The following is a 19,551-nucleotide window of genomic DNA, read 5'->3' as shown; positions in this document are numbered from 1 at the left end:
CGCCGCGGCCGTCATTCCTTCCGGGACAGCAGCGTCAGCTTCACCAGGATCGCGCCGTTGATGGCGGTGAGGAGAACGACAAGCCACACGGTCAGCGCGGGGTCGATCAGCAGGCTGCCGACGATGGCGCCGACGGCCAGGACGAGCAGAACCAGGGCGGTCAGGGTGTCACCGGTCGATTCCATGGGAACGCTCCACCTTCGACAGGGGTTGGTTCCCGATACCCTACGCGCCCGGACGCGATCGGCATTGCGATCCGTCAGCCGCGGGTCGCGAATCGCGCAGTCCCCCGGAGTCGGGGGAGCGCCGTCACCCGACCGGGCCGCTCATCGCGCGCTGGCGCTGGGGCAGGGCCGGCTCGTTCTGCCGGTAGTCCTGGAGTCGCGTCGCCCGCAGGCCGCGCACACCGTGGCTGTCGATCAGCCGCTGCCAGGACAGGAACTCTTCCACCGACAGGGTGTAGCGGCGGCACGCCTCCTCAAGGCTGATGAGGCCGGAGCGCACGCCCGCCACCACCTCCGCCTTGCGGCGCATGACCCAGCGCTTGGTGTCCGGCGGGGGCAGGTCGTTCTCCGTCAGGGGCCGACCGACCGGACCGACGACCGACGCTCCACCGGAGCCATCGTCGCTCAGCTCCTTATCGTGAGAGGACATGCGCGGACGCTCCACCACTTCCAAGTGTCTTCGACGGAAAGGAGTGTACGGGCGGCCGCTTAAAAAATACCTAATCGATAGGGTTAATGCTTTAACTATAAAATATCCCGATCCCGGTTGGGATGGCCGCGCGGCCGGCCGGTTTCCGGGGGCGGCGGGGCGGGGCGGCGGGAAAACCGGTTTGCGTCCCGCTGCCGGCCCTCAGTGGATGCGCTTGATGCTGGAGACGGGCACCTGGAGGTCCTGCGCCACCGCGAGCATCGGTTCGCCGGACTTTGAATAGTCGATACCGGCCACATAGCCGTAGGTGGTCGTTGTGGCCTTGATGTGATCATCCGCGGACTTGCCCGACGGCGCCACGTTGATGCGATAATTGCCGGGCGGCACGGCGATACCCTGGTCGTCCTTGAAGTCCCAGACCACGTCGTTCTGCTTCCCGGCGTCGGTGGCGCCGGGCATGGAGCGGACGATGCGGCCCTTGGAATCGAGGATGTCGATGCGGACCTTCTCCGCCGCGCGGTCCAGTTCGTAGCTCAGCTCCGCCTTTTCCATTCCCTGGATGTAGGGGAAGACGTCGCCCTCATACTCCACCACCCGGCCCAGGTAGGACAGGTTGCTGGCCGTCGCCGCCGTCTGCTGCGACTTGATCAGCTTGTCCAGGCGGCTGTTGGTCGCGATGTTCTGCTCGACGTTGGCGAACTGGACGAGCTGGTTGGTCATCTCGTTCGTGTCCATCGGCTTCAGCGGGTCCTGGTTCTGCATCTGCGTGGTCAGCAGGCGCAGGAAGCTCGTGAAGTTGTCGCCCAGCCCCTTCAGCGCGACGTCGGTCTTCTTCTCGTCGTCGGTCCGGGTGTCGGTGGTCTTAGACGCGCCGGTGGTGTTCTGCCGGGCCGTGCCGTAGGGGGTCAGGCCGTACTGGGAAAGGCCGTTGTTGGTATCGACGCTCATGGTCCGGGTCCTTATCGCACGGGGGGTGCCGGTTCGGGGGTCGGGGTCGTTGATCAGACGCGGAAATCGACCCGTCCGGGGGCCAGGGTCAGGGAGTAGTGGGGGGCGGCGTGCTCCGGCCCGTCCGGCCCGTCGCCGCCGTTGCGACCGCGCCGGCCCTTGCCGCCGCGGCCGTCACCGTCGCTGCCGTCGCGGCCGCCCTCACCGCGCAGGTTGAAGCTGAGGCTGTTCGAGTCGGCCTTCAGCCCGGCCTCCTGGAGCGCCCGCTCCAGGGCGCGGGAGTCGCGCATCAGCAGCTCGAGGGTCTGAGCCCGGTCGGCGGCGACGATCGCGTGGACGCGGCCATCCTGCCCGAACTCCAGCTTGATCTCGATGCGGCCCAGCTCGTCGGGCCGAAGGTTGATGGTGAATTGGTCGACGCCGTCCTTCACGTTCTTCTGGATGTGCATCGATACCTGGTCGGGCACGCCCATGGGAAGGTGCGGGTGGGCGCGGGTGGCGCGCAGATGGGCCAGCGAGGCCGTCGGGTCGGCGCCGTTCAGGCCGCGCAGCCCGTCGAGCCCGGTCAACGGGTTCTGGGCGGGATCGCCGGCGAGGGCGTCGCCCGCCGCCGCGGCCCGCAGCGCCGCCGGGTCCGCGTCGCGTGGCGGGGCCACGGCCTCCGCCGCCGGCTTCATCGCCTCGACGGCCGCCTTGGCGGCGGCAACGGCGGCTCGCGACTCCGCGTCATCCGCGACGGGCGTCTGCGGCTGACCCTGATCGCGGGGCTGACCGCGGCCGTCGCTGCCGGAGTCGGCGCCCTGGCCCGACGCCCGCTCCGCGCCGCGGCTTGCCGCGTCGTCGGAGGGCACGCCGGCCATGGCGCGCAGGCCGGGCTCGTCATCATCCGCCGGGGCGTCGGCCGGAGTTTCGCCGGCCGGCAGGTCGCGGCCGGCGACAGCCGCCGCGGCCGCGGCCGGGTCGCCGGACGCCGCGCGGACGCGGTCCGCGGCGGCGGCGTCCGAGTCCTCCTCCGGCGCCGGCGGGGCGACGGGGGCCGCGGCCTGCACAGCGGCGACGGCGGCGGCGTCATCCTCCACGGGCTCCGTGGGCTCTGCCGGCGGCGGGGCGCCGGCGGCCTCCGGCCGGGGGAGGGTCGGGACGGTGGCGGGGTCCGTCTCTTCGGGCAGCGGCTCTTCGGTCGCCGCCGCGATCTCGACGACCGGCAGGGCGTCCGTTTCGCCGTCGCCGGCGGTGCTCTCGCCCTCGCCTTCGCCGGGATCGGGCTGCGCCTGCGCCTGACCGTCGGTGGTCCCCTCGCCGGCCGCCGCGGCGGCGTCGCCGGTCGGGGCGGTCGAGGGGGCGGGCGTGGCGGTCGTCGCGGGGGTCGACTCCGTCGCGGCCTTGGCGGCGGCGGCGCCGTCGGCCTTCGCGGCCGGGGCGGTGCGGGTGTCGGTTTGGCCCGCGGCGGCAGGGCCGGACGCCGGGTCGCGGGGAGCGGCCCCGTCCTTCGCGGCGGCCGGTCGGTCGGCCGGCCGGTCGGAGGTGCGCTCGGCGGCGCGCTCGGGGCGCCGCGGCTCCGCGGCGGGGCGGGCCGGCGCTTCGGCGCGGGGCGGCGGTTCGGGGCGGTCGGCGACCGGGCGCAGCAGCGGCTTGTCCGCGCCGGGGCGCAGCGGATCGCGCGCGTCGGTGCGGGCGGCCTCGCGCCGGCGGTCGGCAGCCTCCTTGATCAGGCGGTCCATCATCGTGGCGAACGCGTCGTCCCGCACCGTGGCCGGAGCGGCCGGGGCAACGGCGTCGGGCAGGGAGGACGAAAGGATCGACCGGATATCCATGGGACGCATTCCTGACTGGGTGACCGCCAACAACTGAAGCAAGAGGCGGGCCAACCGCCCTCGGCCCGGTTCGGCCCTCCGCCGCCCACCCGCCCGCGCGCCGCGCGGTTCCGGCGGGAAAAAGCGGCCGGCGGGCGGCAATTTTGGCCGGGTGGTCCCGGGCGTTCTTGCCGGTGGTCCGCAAAAGAAGCGGGCCGCACGAGGCGGCCCGGAGTTTCGGATGGCAGGTGCGGAAACCGACGAAGGATCAAAGGCGGGTGTTCAGCGTCGCGGCGGTGCCGGGGCCGTGGGCCGGCGGCCCGTAGCCGCGGGCGATCGGGCCATAGCCCTTGACCGGACCGGCGGGACCGTAGGCCACGCCCGGCTGCACCTGGCGGGCGCGGTTGACCGCGGCCACCATGGTGTCCACCAGAAGCTGCTGGGCGGCGTTGTTCACCTCCAGGGCTTCGGCGTTGCTCCGGGCGCTGGCGGTCAGGGCGCGGGTCGCATCCCCCAGACGCTGCTTCAGTTCGGGCGGCAGGGCCCGCATGCCGTCGGGGTCGAGGCGCAGCAGGCGCGCCACCTCCTCGTAGACCAGCACCATCGGCTGCTTGTCGCGGGCCAGCGCGTAGAGGTCGGCGGTGGACAGACGCCCCTGCACGGCGGCGGTTTCCCGGTCCAGATGGGCGGACAGCCGCTCCATCAGGCCGGCCAGCGCCTCGGCGCGTTCGGCCGTCGTGCGCGGCAGCGCCGGACCGTCGGATTTGGCGGCCCGTTTGGCCGTCGGAAAGCGCACATCAACCTTGTCCATGGCTGGCCTCCTGGGCGCGCAGAAGTTCACGATAGACCTGGTCGGCGAGGCCGAAGCCACCGCGGGCCATGATCTGCTTGCCGTATTCCTGGACCAGCAGTCCGCGGAACATCTCCTCCCCCTTGCCGCCGCCGAACTGGTCGTCCACGGGCAGGCTGTCGAACAGCGGGGTCAGCATCTGGCCGATGAACATCGCCTCGAACTCGCTGGCGGAGCGGCGCAGCTTGGCTTGCACCGCCGGGTCCACCCGGCCCTCGTCGGCGGCCGCGGCCGCGGCGTCGCGCGGGGAACCGCCGTGGCGCAGCCGCTCCACCAGCGGCGGCAGACGGGGGGCGGGCAGCGCGGGAAGGGAAAGGGCGGCGTCCATCAGATCACCTCGATAGCGGCTTGCAGGGCACCGGCGGCCTTGATCGACTGGAGGATCGAGATCATGTCGCGCGGTCCCACGCCAAGCGCATTCAAACTCTGTACCAACTCCTGCAGGGAGACGCCGGACTGCATGACGGCCAGGCGGCGGTCGGACTGCTCGTCCACCTGGATGTCGGTGCGCGGCACCACCACGGTCTCGCCGTCGCTGAACGGGCCGGGCTGGCTGACCTGCGGCGTCTCGGTGACGCGGATCGTCAGGTTGCCCTGGGCGATGGCAACGGTGGAGATCCGCACGTTCTCGCCCATGACGATGACGCCGGACTTCTCGTCCACCACCACGCGGGCAATCTGGTCGGGGATGACGCGGAGCTGCTCGATCTCGGTGACCAGGCCGACCACGTCGCCGCGCCGCGTCTCCGGCACCGTCAGCAGCACCGACGACGGGTCGGTGGCCTGCGCCAGGTTGCCGCGAAGCTGCATGTTGATGGCCGTGGCCACCCGCTGCGCCGTGGTGAAGTCCGGATTGCGCAGGGACAGGCGCAGAACCGGCAGTTCCGCCAGGGAGAACTCGATCTCCCGCTCCACCAGGGCGCCCGAGGCGATGCGGCCGGAGGTCGGCACGCCGCGCGTCACGCTGGCCCCCTGGCCCTGGGCGGAGAAGCCGGACACCGCGATCGGCCCCTGGGCCACCGCATAGACCTCGCCGTCGGCGCCGATCAGCGGCGTCACCAGAAGGGTGCCGCCCAGCAGGCTCTTGGCGTCGCCCATGGCGCTGACCGTCACGTCGATGCGCGTGCCCTGGGCGGTGTAGGGCGGCAGGGTGGAGGTGACCATGACCGCCGCCACGTTCTTGGTGCGCAGGTTGGCACCGCGCACGTTGACGCCCATGCGCTCCAGCATGCCGGTCAGGCTCTGCTCGGTGAAGGGAGAGTTGTTGAGGCTGTCGCCGGTGCCGTTCAGGCCGACCACCAGGCCATACCCCACCAGCATGTTGTCGCGCACGCCCTCGACGTCCACCATGTCCTTGATGCGGGCGGACGCGGCGGCGGCGGGAAGCGGCAGCGCCAGAGCCGCGGCCAGGCCCAGCGCGCAGGCGGCGCGGCGGACGGTGCGCAGCAGTCGGACGGTGGCTTGGGTCATCATGGCGGTTCTGTCCCTGTCGAACGGTCACCCGTCCTATGCGATCCCCGTGCCAGAGCCCGCCGAAGCCGTGAATCACCGAAAAAGGTGAGGGTTTACCGCGAATTCGCCGGCAGCTCCGGACCGGTTTGACTTGCCCGCCCGGCAAAATTTGCCCGATTGCGGCAAGCCTTGACCGGATGTTAAGGTTTATCCACCATTACGGTACGGTGTTTCAGCGATTCGGTTGCGCAAACCATGAAAGTCGAAGGCCCCGGCAATCTTCGCGGCAGCTCCCAGGTCCGGCGCACCGGCCGGTCCGAGGGGACCGGAGGCGCGTCCTTCGCCAAGCAGCTGACCGCCGAGACCGCGCCCTCCCAGGGCGTGTCCCCCACGGCATCGGTTCACGGCGTGGCCGGCATCCTGGCCGTGCAGGAGGTGGATGATGCGGCCGCCCGAGCCTCGCGCGGGAAGATGCGCGCCCAGGAGATGCTGGACAAGATGGAGGAGATCCGTCTCGGCATCCTCGGCGGCGCGCTGCCGCGGGACAAGGTGATGGAACTGTCCCGCATCGTGCAGACGCGCAAGGTCCACGTCGACGACCCGCGCCTGGCGGAGATCCTGGACGAGATCGACCTGCGCGCGCAGGTTGAATTGGCTAAGCTGCAGTCCTGATCCCCGCCGGTCACCGCGGGATCATCCAAATGTCACGGGCCGGGCCCTTGTCCGGCTTTTTTTGCGCATTGCAGCATTCATCCGCAGGGTTGCAGCGGGGGCGCGCCGTCCATATACTCCGCGCCGCTTTGATTACCCTAATCGAGTTTGGAAGCCCTCGGATGTCCTCGCCGCTCGTGCCACCGGACTACAAGCCGTCGGAAGACGAACCGTTCATGAATCCGTCCATGCGGGAATACTTCCGCCAGAAGCTGCTGCGGTGGCGGGCGGAGTTGCTGGCGGAGTCGAACGAGACCCTGCACAGCCTGCAGGAGGGCGGAATCCAGGAACCGGACATCGCCGATCGTGCCTCCGCCGAAACCGACCGGGCGCTGGAACTGCGCACCCGCGACCGGGAGCGCAAGCTGATCGCCAAGATCGACGCGGCGCTGGAACGCATTTCGGACGGCACCTACGGCTATTGCGAGGAAACGGGGGAGCCGATCGGCGTTCGCCGCCTCGACGCCCGCCCCATCGCCACCCTCAGCCTCGAGGCGCAGGAGCGTCACGAGCGCATGGAACGCACCCAGCGCGACGATTGATACGGCCCGGGATCTCACCGCCCGCAGGCCCGGTCGACGGCCGGGTTCCACCATGCGGAAACCGTTCCGTGTCGTGATTGCCGGGGGTGCCGTCGCCGCCTACCGTATGTCCTGCCGATTGGGTGCGTCCAATTCGGAACGTTTTTCCCTAGCCTTGGCCCGCCCTCGTGGCGGGCCCTTTCTTTTCGGCTGTGCCTTCTTGACTTGGTCGGCTCGACGGTCTGGAATCGGACGTCCGCGGCCTGAAGGCTTCGGTCGGGCGCATGGCCGGTCGAGGCACTGCTGCGCCAGGTGCCGACCCTGTGGACCTTCGCGGCCCTGGTCCTCACCATCTTCAGCATGGCCTTCGTGCGGCTGCGCTTCGGCTTGCCGCAGGTGGGGAGGGACCGCGCCGAACGCGCGATGCCCTCCGCTCCGCTCTCCGTCAATCCTCCCGCGGGAGTTCCACGTCGAAAGCGATGCCGTGACCGCGCGGGTCGGCGGCAGGCTGGCACTGCTTGAGACCGCTGTCCATGGACACCGTGCAGCCGACCATGGCGACGCGGCCGGCCGTCGCGGCCGCCGGGCGCTCGGCGAGCACCTCACTCGGGCGCCGCTGGTCGGTGATGACGGGCACCGCCGTTTCCAGAAGCGTGGCGCCGCCCCCTGACCCACCACCGTTGGCGCCGGCGGCGGCCGCGAACAGGGTGCGGCCCAGCCGGCTGGTGGCAAGGGCCTGCGCCCCGAAACCGGCGGACCCGGCGGGCCGGCCGGTGACGACGCCGGTCGCCGGATCGAGTCGGCCGGTGCCGAACAGCCCGCCCAGGGTGAAGGTGCAGGCGGCGGCCCCCTCGCTCCCGTCGATGACGGCGAAACCGGCGGCGGGTGGCGCCTCGCCCTCCGCCCCCAGGGACTGAACGGCGCGGGCGCCCCGCTGGTCGCGCGGGGCGTCGGCACCGGCGCGGAAGGCGGCCGCCCGGCGTGCGCCCGTGTCACCCGGCTGCGGGTCGGCGAAGTGCAGGGCGACACCGCCGCCCAGCGGCACCGTGGCGGTGTCACCCCAGAGCGGGCGCGCCCCGCGCACCGCGCCGGCATCGACGCCCAGGGCGGCGGCGAAGCTCTCGGCGCCGGTGCCCATATAGAATGGAGTAATCCCCTCCCGCCGCGCGCGCGACAGCGTCGTCGCCAGGTCCGGCCGGGCGAGCGGCGCGCCTTCGGACAGCGGCCGTCCCGACGGGGCGAACAGGGCGCGGGCCGGGCCGTCCAGGCCGCCGGTGGCGGCCCGCAGATCCTCGGCCAGGGCGCGGCTGACCGGCGTGGCGGCTCGCGCCAGCGCCTCGGCCCGCACCGCAACCTGTTCCCAGCGCAGCGTGCCGGTCTGCGCGTGCAGGGCGTAGATGCCGCGCAGGAAGGCCGGAGTCGCACCGCCACCCCCTGCGGGACCGGGCCGGAAGTCGATGGTCCGCACCTCCTTGGTGCGCGAATCGTGGACGACGCAGACGCCGCCGCCGCCGAAGCCGACGCGCGAGGGCAGGGTGACCGTCATCGCCAGAGCCATGGCCGCGGCGGCGTCGCCGGCCGTGCCGCCCTCCATCAGCACCTCGCGGCCGATCGCGGCGGCCAGCGGCTCGTCGGCCACCACCAGCCCGTGATCGGGGGCGTTGCTCTGGAATTTCGTGTTGACGCAGCCCTGCGTGACGGCCGCGGCTATCGCAATCGCGCCCAATCGTCGCCAAATTTCCGGTCCAGGGAAGAACCCGCGAGACCCGGAGACGGAGGTCGGACAGGTGCGCAAGCCCAGCAGGCTCGTTTCAGTCGTTGCCATTGTGGCCATGCTGTTGGTGTCGGGGACGGCGCCGGCCGGCGCGCAGCGCCGCGGCGGGATCCAACTCCTCAGCGACGCCGAGACGGAACATACCATCCGCAGCATGGCACGGCCAATCTTCGAGGCTGCGGCCGTCGATCCGGATTCGGTCCATGTGCTGCTGGTCAATGACCCGTCGCTCAACGCCTTCGTGGCGGGGGGGCAGAACATCTTCCTGCACACCGGCCTGCTGCTCAGCGCCGACGCCGACCAGCTCATCGGCGTCATCGCCCACGAGACCGGCCACATCGCCGGCGGCCATCTGGTGCGCGGGTCGGAGGCGATGGAGAACGCCCTGCTGTCGTCGCTGCTGGGCATGGGGCTGGGCATCGTCGGGGGCATCGCCTCGGGCAACGCCGGGGCGGGGGCGGCCGGCGTCATGCTGGGCCAGCATCTTGCGGAGCGCAACTTCCTGTCCTTCTCGCGCGGGCAGGAGGCGGCGGCCGACCAGGCGGCGCTCACCTATATGGAGCACGCGGGCATCTCCGCCCGCGGCCTGTACGACTTCCTGGAGAAGCTGGGGGCGGGCGAACCGCTGCTGACCCAGCGCGACGCCGACACCCCCTACCAGCTCACCCACCCGCTGAGCCGGGAGCGCATGCAGGCCGTACGCGCCCATGTGGAGCGGTCGCGCTATTCCGACCGCCGCCTGCCGGCGGACACGGTGGAGCGCTACCAGCGCATACAGGCCAAGCTGTACGCCTACCTCGACCCGGGCGGAGCGCTGCGCCGCTACCGGGCCGAGGACACCTCCTCGGTCGCGCGCTACGGGCGGGCGTACGCGTTCCTGCGGCGCGGCGAGGTCGAACGGGCCCTGCCCCTGATCGACGGGCTGATCGCCGACGAGCCGCGCAACGCCTTCTTCCACGAAACCAAGGGCGATCTGCTGCTGCAGACCGGACGGGCGGTGCAAGCGGTGGCCCCGTACCGCAAGGCGGTGGAGTACGCGCCCGACGCCAACCCGATCCGGGTGTCCCTGGCCCACGCCCTGCTGGAACAGCACAATCCGGCGGTGGCCGACGAGGCTATCCGCAACCTGCAGACCGCGTCGCGCACCGAGGGGCGCTCGGCCTTCCTGTGGCGCCTGATGGCGCAGGCCTGGAACATGAAGGGGAACGAGGCGATGGTCGCCTACGCCTCGGCGGAAGAGGCGCTGGCCCGCGGCGACCGGCCCATGGCTCTGGCGCTGGCCGAGCGGGCGGAGCGGATGCTGCCGGCGGGTTCGCCGGCGTGGCTGCGCGCCCAGGACATCCGCGGCGAGGCCGGCCGCAAGGAGCCGGGCCGGAACTGACACACGGCCTCGTCACAACCGCGTCAGGCGTCGCGTCCGGCGCTTGCCCGCGCCGGTCACTCGCGCCATGGTAGCCCGTGCCGTCAACAGGAGTGTTCCCCCCATGCCCCCCATCCGCACCGCCCTTTTCGCCGCGGCCGTTGCCCTGCTTGCCCTCGCGCCGGCCGGCCACTCCGATGCCCGGAGCTTCGACGAGGCCGAGCGCCGGGCCGTCGAGCAGATCGTGCGGGACTACCTGATGAAGAATCCCGAGGTCATCGTCGAGGCGATGGAGGAGCTTCAGAAGCGCGAGCAGCTTGCCGAGCAGCAGAAGGCCCGGCAGGCGATCACCGCCAACCGCGACGCGCTGATCGCCAACCCCGCCGATCCGGTCGCCGGCAACCCCAAGGGCGACGTGACGGTGGTGGAGTTCTTCGACTACCAGTGCGGCTACTGCAAGACCGTGATGGGGGACGTCCAGCGGCTGATCGACGGCGACTCCAAGGTGCGTTTCGTGTTCAAGGAGTTCCCGATCCTCGGCCCGGGATCGCTGGTGGCGGCCAGGGCGGCGCTGGCCTCGCAGTCCCAGGGCAAGTACCTGGAGTTCCACAACGCCCTGATGGGGCATCGCGGGCAGTACGACGAGGCGACGATCCTGCGCCTGGCCGGCTCGGTCGGGCTCGACACGGCGAAGCTGAAGACCGACATGGCCTCGGCCGAGGTGGAGAAGGCGATCGCCGCCAACCACGCGCTGGCCGACTCCATGGGCATCCGCGGCACCCCCGCCTTCGTCATCGGTGACGAACTGGTGCCCGGCGCCATCCGCCTGGAGCAGATGAAGGCGCTGGTCGCCAAGGTCCGCAAGGAAGGATGAGCGATCCCATGGCTCCCGGCACCGTCGTTTTCGACATCGGCAACGTCCTCATCGAATGGGACCCGCGGCACCTCTACCGCGACCTGTTCGACGGGAACGAGGACCTGATGGAGCATTTCCTGGAGACGGTCTGCACGCCCGCCTGGAACCTGGAGCAGGACCGCGGCCGGCCGTGGGACGAGGCGGTGCGCACGCTGACGGCCGAGTATCCGGACTGCGCCGAACTGATCCGCGCCTATCACGAGCGGTGGGAGGAGATGGTGCCGGGGGAGATCCCCGGCACCGCCGACATCCTGGTGGAACTGAAGGAGCGGGGCACGCCCGTCTACGCCGTCACCAACTTCTCGGTGGAGAAGCTGGAGCTGGCGCGCCGGCGCTTCGATGTCCTGAATCGGTTCGACGGGGTGGTGGTGTCGGGCGCGGTCGGGCTGGTGAAGCCCGACCCGGCCATCTTCCACCGGCTGTTCGAGGACTTTGCCCTCACCCCGGCCGACACGGTGTTCATCGACGACTCGCTCCCCAACGTCGAAGCCGCCCGGTCGCTGGGCATGCACGCCCTGCCGTTCACGGGCGCCGCGCGGCTGCGCGGCGACCTGACGGCGCTCGGCCTGCTGTAGGGGGCGCCGGCTACCCCTTGCCCTTCGCCTTGGCCCGGGCGAACGCCTCGGCCAGGGCGTTGTTGGCCGGCGGAGCCTCCGCGGCGGGACGTGGGGCGGGCTTGCCCGGCCCCTTCTTCGCCGGGGGCGGGCCGCGGCGGTCGTCGCGGGCCGACCGGTCGGGGGCGGCGCGGTCCGGTGCACGGGGTGCCGCGGGGGCGGCGGCCTCCTGAAGGCGCATGGTCAGGGCGATGCGCTTGCGCGGCAGGTCGACCTCCAGCACCTTGACCTTCACCACGTCGCCCGCCTTGACCACGCTGTGGGGGTCCTTCACGAAGCTGTTGGTGAGCTGCGAGATGTGGACCAGTCCGTCCTGATGGACGCCCACATCGACGAAGGCGCCGAAGGCCGTGACGTTGGTGACCACCCCCTCCAGCACCATACCGGGCACCAGGTCCTTCAGCTCGTTGACGCCCTCCCTGAACTCGGCGGTGCGGAACTCGGGCCGGGGGTCACGGCCGGGCTTTTCCAGCTCCTTCAGGATGTCCTCCACCGTCGGCACGCCGAAGCGCGCGTCGGTGAAGTCGCCGGCGTTGAGGGAGCGCAGGAAGCGGGCGTCGCCGATGACGCTGCCCAGGTCCTTGCCGGTGGTCTTCAGGATGCGCTCTACCACCGGATAGGCTTCGGGGTGGACGGCGGACCCGTCCAGAGGGGTGTCGCCGCCGCGGATGCGCAGGAAGCCGGCCGCCTGCTCGAACGTCTTGGGCCCGAGGCGGGCCACGTCGAGGAGCTGCCGGCGGGTGCGGAACGCACCGTTGCGGTCGCGGAACTCCACGATGTTGCGGGCGATCGTCTCGTTGAGGCCGGACACGCGGGTCAGCAGGGGCACCGAAGCGGTGTTGAGGTCGACGCCCACCGCGTTCACGCAGTCCTCCACCACGGCGTCCAGGGAGCGGGCGAGCTTGCCCCCCGACACGTCGTGCTGGTACTGGCCGACGCCGATCGACTTGGGCTCGATCTTCACCAGCTCGGCCAGCGGGTCCTGCAGGCGCCGGGCGATGGACACGGCACCGCGCAGCGACACGTCCAGGTTCGGGAACTCCGCCGCCGCCGTTTCCGACGCGGAATAGACCGAGGCGCCGGCCTCCGACACCATGATCCGGGTGAGTGTCAGCTCCGGATGGCGCTTCATCAGATCGGCGGCCAGCTTGTCCGTCTCGCGGCTGGCGGTGCCGTTGCCGATGGCGATCAGGTCCGCCTTGTGGCGGTGCGCCAGGGCCGCCAGCACGGCGATGGAGCCGTCCCAGTCGCGTCGCGGTTCGTGCGGGTAGATGGTGGCGGTGTCCACCAGCTTGCCGGTGGCGTCCACCACGGCCACCTTGACGCCGGTGCGGATGCCCGGGTCGAGGCCGATGGTGACGCGCGGTCCGGCGGGCGCGGCCAGCAGCAGGTCGTGCAGGTTGCGGGCGAAGACGCGGATGGCCTCGTCCTCCGCCTGTTCGCGCAGGGTGCCCATCAGGTCGGTCTCCACATGGGGACCGATCTTCAGCTTCCAGGTCCAGCGGCAGACGTCGGACAGCCATTTGTCGGCCGGGCGCCCCTGGTCCCGGATGCCGGCGTGGACGGCGATGATGCGCTCGGCCGGGTGCGGCTCGCCCTCCGGCACCTCCAGGTCGAGCCGCAGGTCCAGCACGCCCTGGGCCCGGCCGCGGAACAGGGCCAGCGCGCGGTGCGACGGCACCCTGGCGAACGGCTCGGCGAAGTCGAAATAGTCGGAGAACTTGGCGCCTTCGGCCTTCTTCTCCTCCACCACGCGGGAGATCACCTTCCCCTGGTCGGCGATCAGCGCCCGCAGGCGGCCCACCAGCTCGGCGCTTTCGCCGAAGCGCTCCACCAGGATGTGGCGGGCGCCGTCCAGCGCCGCCCTGGCGTCAGCCACGCCCTTGCCGGCGTCCACATAGCCGGCGGCCTCGGCCTCGGGGTTGCGGGAGGGATCGCCGAGCAGCGCGTCGGCCAGGGCCTCCAGCCCCGCCTCGCGGGCGATCTGCGCCTTGGTGCGCCGCTTGGGCCGGTAGGGGAGATAGAGGTCCTCCAGCCGGGTCTTGGTGTCGGCCTCGCGGATCTGCGCCGCCAGTTCGGAGGTCAGCTTGCCCTGCTCCTCGATCGATTGGAGGATGGCGGTACGCCGCTCCTCCAGTTCGCGCAGGTATCCCAGCCGTTCTTCGAGCGTGCGGAGCTGCGTGTCGTCGAGTCCGTCGGTGGCCTCCTTGCGGTAGCGGGCGATGAAGGGCACCGTCGCCCCCTCGTCGAGCAGCTTGACCGCGGCCGCGACCCTGGATTCGCGGACCCGGAGTTCATCGGCGATGCGCTGGGTGATGGAGAGCATGCGTGAGACCGTCTCGGGCGTCGTGGACCGAAAGGCTGCCCCTATACCCTCAAACCGCCCGCCCTGGCCAGCCTCACCGGACCGGAAGCGAGGACGCCGCGTCGACCCATGACCTATGCGCATGAAGGCCATGCGTATGGTTTATGAAATTGGTTAAGGCGTTAACCATGGATTCATCCTTCAGGCGTACAAATGGTCCGGCAACTTGGTTGCGTATCCTCCCAAATCACCTCGGCGGCTCACCGGAAACGGCTGAGCCGCTTTCTTTTTGTCCGGGACCCATTCGAAACGGACCGCCGGGGCGCGTCCCGAGTCGGTCGGACTTAATCTCTTCTTTACGCAAAACGGCCTATAACGAACCGGAACGCAACGCGTTTCCTCCCGAACTTCGTTCTGCGGCTCGCCGGCTTCGACGAGCCGCTTTTGTTTGTGCATCCGACACTTCGCGATGCCGTCAAGCGGAACCGTCACATTTTTCCGGGAATCCCCCTTGCGCCGGGAAGGAGAAAGATCCTTACTGGTTACCCCGCCTTGATGAACGGTTTCGTGCCTTGGCCCTCGTCGTTACGGCTATCGCCCTGCTCCTGCTGCTCGCCGCGGCAGGCCTTGCCACCGCACGGTCCTCGCGGGCGCACGCGGAGGCCCTGGTCTACGGCGGCACCGGTGTCGTCTGCGGCCTTGCCGCGCTGTGGGCGGTCGCTCATCTGGCGGGCGGCGGCGGTACCGAAACCCTGGTCCTGCCGGTCGGGCTGCCCTGGCTCTCGGCGCACCTGCGGGTCGATTCCCTGTCCGCCTTTTTCCTGCTGGTGATCAATTTCGGCGGGGCCACCGCCAGTCTCTTCGGCTGGGGGTACGGGAACGCGCACCGCGACCCCGGGGCGGGGCCGGTGCTGCCGCTGTTCCCGCTGTTCCTGGCCGGCATGAACCTGGTGCTGATCGCCGACGACGCCTTCGTCTTCCTGGTGTCGTGGGAGTTCATGTCGCTGGCCTCCTGGCTGCTCGTGCTGTCCACCCATCGGGAGGCGGAGACGCCGCGCGCCGCGCGCGTCTATCTGGTGATGGCGAGCTTCGGCACCGCCTGCCTGCTGTTGGCCTTCGGGCTGCTGGCCGGCGCCCACGGCGACTATAGCTTCACCGCCATCCGCGCCCACGCGCCGGAGGCCGGGGCGGCGGCGGCCGGGGTGCTGCTGGTGCTGGTGGGGGCGGGCTCCAAGGCGGGCGTGGTGCCGCTGCACGTGTGGCTGCCGCTCGCCCACCCCGCGGCGCCCTCGCATGTGTCGGCGCTGATGTCCGGCGTCATGACCAAGGTGGCGATCTACGCCATCATCCGCGTCACCTTCGACCTGATCGGCCAGCCGCAGTGGTGGTGGGGCGGCATCCTGCTGGCCTTCGGCGCGCTGACCGCGGTCATGGGGGTGCTCTACGCCCTGATGCAGGACGACATGAAGCGCCTGCTGGCCTATTCCACCGTCGAGAACATCGGCGCCATCGTCATCGCCCTGGGGCTGGCCCTGGTGTTCAAGGCCAGTTCGGTTCCCGTCATCGCGGCGCTCGCCATGTCGGCGGCGCTGCTGCACGTGGTCAACCACAGCCTGTTCAAGACCCTGCTGTTCTACGGCGCCGGGTCGGTGCTGGCGGCGACCCACACCCGCGACCTCGGCCGCATGGGCGGGCTGATCCATCGCATGCCGGCCACCGCCTTCCTCATGCTGATCGGTGCCGCGGCCATCTCCGCCCTGCCGCCGCTCAACGGCTTCGTGGGGGAGTGGCTGCTGTTCCAGGCCATTCTCAACGCCCCGGCCCTGCCGCAGTGGGCGCTGAAGATCGGCATCGCCGTGGTCGGTGCCGCCCTGGCGCTGGCGACGGCGCTGGCCGCCGCCTGCTTCGTGCGCCTCTACGGCACCGCCTTTCTCGGCCGGCCGCGCAGCGCCGCCGCGGCGCAGGCGCACGAGACCAACCGCGCCATGACCCTGGGCATGGCCGTGCCGGCGGCGCTGTGCGTGGTGATCGGCGTGCTGCCCACCCCGCTGATCCGCCTGTTCGAGCCGGCCACCCGCCTGCTGGTGGAGGCCGGGCCCTTCGACGACCGCGCCTTGCAGCCGTGGATCCGGCTGGCCCCCACCTCGGCCATCGGCAACTCCTACAACGGGCTGGTCATGCTGGTGACCATCGCCATCCTGTCGGTGCTGCTGGTGCTGGTGATCCACCGCTGGGCGTCGGCGCGGGTGCGCCGGTCGGAGCCGTGGGGCTGCGGCTTCGCCGATCCCGACCCGCAGGCGGTGTCGCAGTACACCGCCTCCAGCTTCGCCCAGCCGATCCGGCGCGCCTTCGGCTCCACCGTGTTCGCCGCGAAGGATCATGTGGACATGCCGGAGCCGGGCGACACGCGGCCGGCCCGCCTGACGGTCACCATGATCGACCCCGCATGGGGCTGGCTGTTCCGTCCCGTCGGGCGGGCCGTCGACCGCGCCGCCGACGTCATCAACCGTCTTCAGTTCCTGACGATCCGCCGCTACCTGACGCTGATGTTCCTGGCGCTGGTGGTGCTGCTGGTCATGGTTGCGGTGACCCAGCGATGAACGCCCTTGCCGACGTCCTTCTTCAGATGGTGCAGATGGCCCTGGTGCTGGCCCTGGCACCGCTGCTGACCGGCTTCGTCCGCCTGGTGAAGGCGCGCCTGCTGGGCCGGCGCGGCCCTTCGGTGCTGCAGCCCTACCGCGACCTGGCCCGGCTGCTGCGCAAGGACGCCGTGCTGGCTCACAACGCGTCCTGGCTGTTCCGCGCCACCCCCTACATGATGTTCACCGCCCTGTGGCTGGCGGCGGGTCTGGTGCCGACCTTCACCACGCAGCTCGCCCTCGCCCCCACCGCCGACCTGATCGCGCTGATCGCGCTGCTGGGGGCGGCGCGCTTCTTCCTGGCGCTGGCGGGCATGGACACCGGCACCAGCTTCGGCGGCATCGGCTCGTCGCGGGAGATGATGATCGCGGCGCTGGCGGAGCCGGCCATGCTGATGGTCGTCTTCTCCGTGTCGATCCTGGTGCGCACCACCTCGCTGGCGGAGATCGCCACCTTCATGATGTCCGGGGCGGTGGGGCTGCGCATTTCGCTGGCGCTGGCGGTGATCGCCCTGGTCATGGTGGCCATCGCCGAGAACGCCCGCATCCCCGTCGACAACCCCGCCACCCACCTGGAACTGACCATGGTCCACGAAGCCATGGTGCTGGAGTATTCCGGCCGCCACCTGGCGCTGGTGGAGGCGGCGGCCATGCTGAAGCTGCTGCTGTACGCGGCGCTGATCGCCTGCATCTTCGTGCCCTGGGGCATGGCCGGGCCGGGCGGCGGGGGCGGGGCGGTGCTGCTGGGCATGGCCACCTTCACGGCCAAGCTGGGGGTGGCGGGGGTGCTGCTGGCGGTGTTCGAAACCTCCATCGCCAAGATGCGTGTCTTCCGCGTCAGCGAGTTTCTGGGCGGCGCGCTGCTGCTCAGCCTGCTCGGCGCCATCTTCCTCTATGTGTCGCGGGGGGTCTGAGAGCCGTGCCGGATATCGCATACGACGCCTCGCACCTGCTGGGAGCCGTGGTGCTGCTGATGAGCTTCGCGCTCCTCTACCAGCGCCGGCTGTTCTCGCTGCTCAACGTCTTCACCCTGCAGGCGCTGGCGCTGTCCGCCGCCGCGGCGTGGCAGGGCTACGCCCACGGCGAGCCGCACCTCTACGTCACGGCGCTGCTGACCCTGACGCTGAAGGCGATCGTCATGCCGCTGGCACTGCACCGCATCATCGTCAAGCTGAACATCCAGCGCGCCATCGAGCCGGCCCTGTCGATCGGCCTGACCATGGTGGCGGGCGTGTCGCTGGTGACCCTGTCGATCCTGCTGGTGCTGCCGGTGACGGCCGAGGCCACGGCGCTGACGCGGGAGAACCTGGCCCTGTCCCTGTCGGTGGTGCTGCTCGGCCTGCTGATGATGATCTCGCGGCGCAACGCCGTCAGCCAGGTGGTCGGCTTCATGTCCATCGAGAACGGACTGATCCTGGCCGCGGTCGGCGTCGCCGGCATGCCGCTGGTGGTGGAGATGTCCGTGGCCTTTTCGGTCATGGTGGCGTTCATCGTCTTCGGCATCTTCCTCTTCCACATCCGCGAGCGCTTCGACACCCTGGACATGCAGGAGATCGAGTCGTTCCGGGGGGAGCACCGGTGAACCCCGTCTACGCCATCGTCGGCCTGCCGCTGGCCGCCGCCGCGGTCCTGGTGCTGGTTCCCGGCTACCGGACGGGGGCGTGGCTGAACGTGGCGGCGTCGGCCGCGACGCTGGCGGCGTCCCTGTTCCTGTTCGTGGCGGAGCCGGAGCCGACGGCGCTGTTCGTCATCGACGCCCTCAACATCTACCTGATCGTGCTGACCTGCTTCGTCGGGCTGACGACCAGCGTCTTCTCCGCCTCCTACATCGGCCATGAGCTGCAATCGGGCAAACTGAGCCCGCGCAGCCTGCGCTTCTATCACGCCATGTACCAGGGCTTCATGTTCACCATGCTGGCGGCCCTGTCCGCCAACAACCTGGGCGTGATGTGGGTGGCGGTGGAGGGGGCGACGCTGACCACCGTGCTGATGGTCAGCCTGTACCGCACGGCCGAGAGCATCGAGGCCGCGTGGAAGTACTTCATCCTCTGCGGCGTCGGCATCGCGCTGGCCCTGTTCGGGACGATCCTGATGTATCTGGCGGCCCAGCCGGTGATGGGGCCGGGCATGGCGGCGATGACGTGGACGGAGCTGCTGCGCCACATGGGCTCCATCAACGCCGACATCCTGAACCTCGCCTTCGTCTTCCTGCTGGTGGGGTACGGCACCAAGGTGGGGCTGGCGCCGCTGCACGCCTGGCTGCCCGACGCCCATGCGGAGGGTCCGACGCCCATCTCCGCGGTGCTGTCGGGGCTGCTGCTCAACGTGGCGCTGTACGCCGTGCTGCGGTTCAAGATGCTGCTGGCGGTCAACGGCGAGGCCCTGTCGCCGGGGCCGCTGATGATGGCCATGGGGCTGGGGTCGCTGCTGCTGGCCGGCTTCATGCTGTACCGCCGGCGCGACATCAAGCGCTTCTTCGCCTACAGCTCGATCGAGCACATGGGCATCATCACCTTCGCCTTCGGCATCGGCGGGCCGCTGGCCAACTTCGCCGGGCTGCTGCACATGGCCATGCACAGCCTGACCAAGTCGGCCATCTTCTACGCCGTCGGCCACGTCGCCCAGGCCACGGGAACCCAGAGCATCGACAAGATCCGCGGCCTCACGGTCAGCCATCCGGCGCTGGGCTGGGGGCTGCTGGTGGGGGTGCTGGCGATCGCCGGCCTGCCGCCCTTCGGCATCTTCATGAGCGAGTTCCTGCTGGTCACCACCACCTTCGCCCGCGAACCGCTGCTGGCGGTGCCGCTGGTGCTGGGCATCCTCATCGCTTTCGGGGCGCTGGTGCTGCGCCTCCAGCAGATCTGCTTCGGCGAGCCGAGCGGCGAGGTGCGGCCGATCCACGGCTCGCTGGTGCCGCTGTACGCCCACCTCGCCCTGGTGCTGGTCGCCGGCATCTGGCTGCCGGGGCCGCTGGTGGCGTGGTTCCGGACCGTTGCCGCCATTCTCGGATAAGG

Annotated in this window: 18 protein-coding genes; 9 read left to right on the top strand and 9 right to left on the bottom strand. The window is 70.6% G+C overall.

The window, feature by feature from the left end; translation table 11 throughout:
* Nucleotides 1–11 precede the first annotated feature (11 nt).
* The 7 genes from G472_RS38835 to G472_RS0114195 all read right to left on the bottom strand — a co-directional run bounded on the left by G472_RS38835 (nt 12) and on the right by G472_RS0114195 (nt 5,718).
* Nucleotides 12–185, bottom strand: a complete 174-nt coding sequence (locus tag G472_RS38835; RefSeq protein ID WP_156927119.1) for a hypothetical protein — start codon at nt 183–185, stop codon at nt 12–14.
* A 124-nt stretch (nt 186–309) separates the two neighbouring features.
* Entirely contained in the window at nt 310–654 is a 345-nt protein-coding gene (gene sciP, locus G472_RS33185; RefSeq protein WP_156927118.1) for a CtrA inhibitor SciP, read from the bottom strand.
* Nucleotides 655–855: 201 nt separating this feature from the next.
* On the bottom strand, nt 856–1,602 hold the full coding sequence (locus tag G472_RS0114215) for a flagellar hook assembly protein FlgD (protein ID WP_029008940.1): 747 nt from the start codon (nt 1,600–1,602) through the stop codon (nt 856–858).
* A gap of 53 nt (nt 1,603–1,655) precedes the next feature.
* Complete coding sequence (locus G472_RS33180) at nt 1,656–3,416, bottom strand: flagellar hook-length control protein FliK (protein ID WP_035692398.1); 1,761 nt, start codon at nt 3,414–3,416, stop codon at nt 1,656–1,658.
* Nucleotides 3,417–3,663: 247 nt separating this feature from the next.
* A complete protein-coding gene (locus G472_RS0114205) occupies nt 3,664–4,206 on the bottom strand; it encodes a hypothetical protein (protein WP_029008939.1) in 543 nt (180 codons plus the stop codon).
* A complete protein-coding gene (locus G472_RS0114200) occupies nt 4,193–4,573 on the bottom strand; it encodes a rod-binding protein (RefSeq protein ID WP_084536646.1) in 381 nt (126 codons plus the stop codon). The genes G472_RS0114205 and G472_RS0114200 overlap by 14 nt, the downstream gene beginning before the upstream one ends.
* On the bottom strand, nt 4,573–5,718 hold the full coding sequence (locus G472_RS0114195) for a flagellar basal body P-ring protein FlgI (protein WP_035692397.1): 1,146 nt from the start codon (nt 5,716–5,718) through the stop codon (nt 4,573–4,575). Before G472_RS0114195 ends, G472_RS0114200 begins: the two co-directional genes overlap by 1 nt.
* 234 nt (nt 5,719–5,952) lie before the next feature.
* Here G472_RS0114195 and G472_RS0114190 point away from each other — a divergent pair, with 234 nt between their 5' ends.
* Nucleotides 5,953–6,369, top strand: coding sequence for a flagellar assembly protein FliX (locus tag G472_RS0114190; RefSeq protein ID WP_029008936.1), 417 nt, complete (start codon nt 5,953–5,955; stop codon nt 6,367–6,369).
* Nucleotides 6,370–6,530: 161 nt separating this feature from the next.
* Nucleotides 6,531–6,950, top strand: a complete 420-nt coding sequence (gene dksA, locus G472_RS0114185; protein ID WP_029008935.1) for an RNA polymerase-binding protein DksA — start codon at nt 6,531–6,533, stop codon at nt 6,948–6,950.
* A 424-nt stretch (nt 6,951–7,374) separates the two neighbouring features.
* Here dksA and G472_RS0114180 read toward each other — a convergent pair whose 3' ends face one another.
* Entirely contained in the window at nt 7,375–8,655 is a 1,281-nt protein-coding gene (locus G472_RS0114180; RefSeq protein ID WP_029008934.1) for a gamma-glutamyltransferase, read from the bottom strand.
* Nucleotides 8,656–8,716: 61 nt separating this feature from the next.
* On the opposite strand from G472_RS0114180, the gene G472_RS33175 reads away from it, so the two are divergent.
* The 3 genes from G472_RS33175 to G472_RS0114165 all read left to right on the top strand — a co-directional run bounded on the left by G472_RS33175 (nt 8,717) and on the right by G472_RS0114165 (nt 11,554).
* Nucleotides 8,717–10,084: a M48 family metalloprotease gene (locus G472_RS33175; RefSeq protein ID WP_035692396.1), complete on the top strand. Its 1,368-nt coding sequence runs from the start codon at nt 8,717–8,719 to the stop codon at nt 10,082–10,084.
* Nucleotides 10,085–10,187: 103 nt separating this feature from the next.
* Nucleotides 10,188–10,937, top strand: a complete 750-nt coding sequence (locus G472_RS0114170) for a DsbA family protein (protein WP_029008933.1) — start codon at nt 10,188–10,190, stop codon at nt 10,935–10,937.
* Between the two features lie 8 nt (nt 10,938–10,945).
* Nucleotides 10,946–11,554, top strand: a complete 609-nt coding sequence (locus G472_RS0114165) for an HAD family hydrolase (protein WP_211100194.1) — start codon at nt 10,946–10,948, stop codon at nt 11,552–11,554.
* Between the two features lie 10 nt (nt 11,555–11,564).
* Here the strand turns inward: G472_RS0114165 and G472_RS0114160 are convergent, their stop codons facing one another.
* Nucleotides 11,565–13,919: a Tex family protein gene (locus tag G472_RS0114160; protein WP_029008931.1), complete on the bottom strand. Its 2,355-nt coding sequence runs from the start codon at nt 13,917–13,919 to the stop codon at nt 11,565–11,567.
* Nucleotides 13,920–14,470: 551 nt separating this feature from the next.
* On the opposite strand from G472_RS0114160, the gene hyfB reads away from it, so the two are divergent.
* From hyfB to G472_RS0114140, 4 genes are read left to right on the top strand one after another with little or no spacing between them, the layout of a single operon-like run.
* The gene (gene hyfB / locus G472_RS0114155) at nt 14,471–16,498 is read left to right on the top strand and encodes a hydrogenase 4 subunit B (RefSeq protein ID WP_035692394.1); all 2,028 of its coding nucleotides are present in this window, start codon (nt 14,471–14,473) and stop codon (nt 16,496–16,498) included.
* Entirely contained in the window at nt 16,495–17,451 is a 957-nt protein-coding gene (locus tag G472_RS0114150; protein ID WP_029008929.1) for a respiratory chain complex I subunit 1 family protein, read from the top strand. Before hyfB ends, G472_RS0114150 begins: the two co-directional genes overlap by 4 nt.
* 5 nt (nt 17,452–17,456) lie before the next feature.
* Nucleotides 17,457–18,119, top strand: a complete 663-nt coding sequence (locus G472_RS0114145) for a hydrogenase-4 component E (RefSeq protein ID WP_029008928.1) — start codon at nt 17,457–17,459, stop codon at nt 18,117–18,119.
* Nucleotides 18,116–19,549, top strand: coding sequence for a hydrogenase 4 subunit F (locus tag G472_RS0114140; protein WP_029008927.1), 1,434 nt, complete (start codon nt 18,116–18,118; stop codon nt 19,547–19,549). The genes G472_RS0114145 and G472_RS0114140 overlap by 4 nt, the downstream gene beginning before the upstream one ends.
* The last annotated feature ends 2 nt before the right edge of the window (nt 19,550–19,551 follow it).

Origin of the sequence: Azospirillum halopraeferens DSM 3675 (assembly GCF_000429625.1) — a bacterium.
Classification (GTDB): Bacteria; Pseudomonadota; Alphaproteobacteria; order Azospirillales; family Azospirillaceae; genus Azospirillum; species Azospirillum halopraeferens.
The sequence above is the reverse complement of the archived record's forward strand: the minus strand, read 5'-3'. Positions and strand labels throughout refer to the sequence as shown.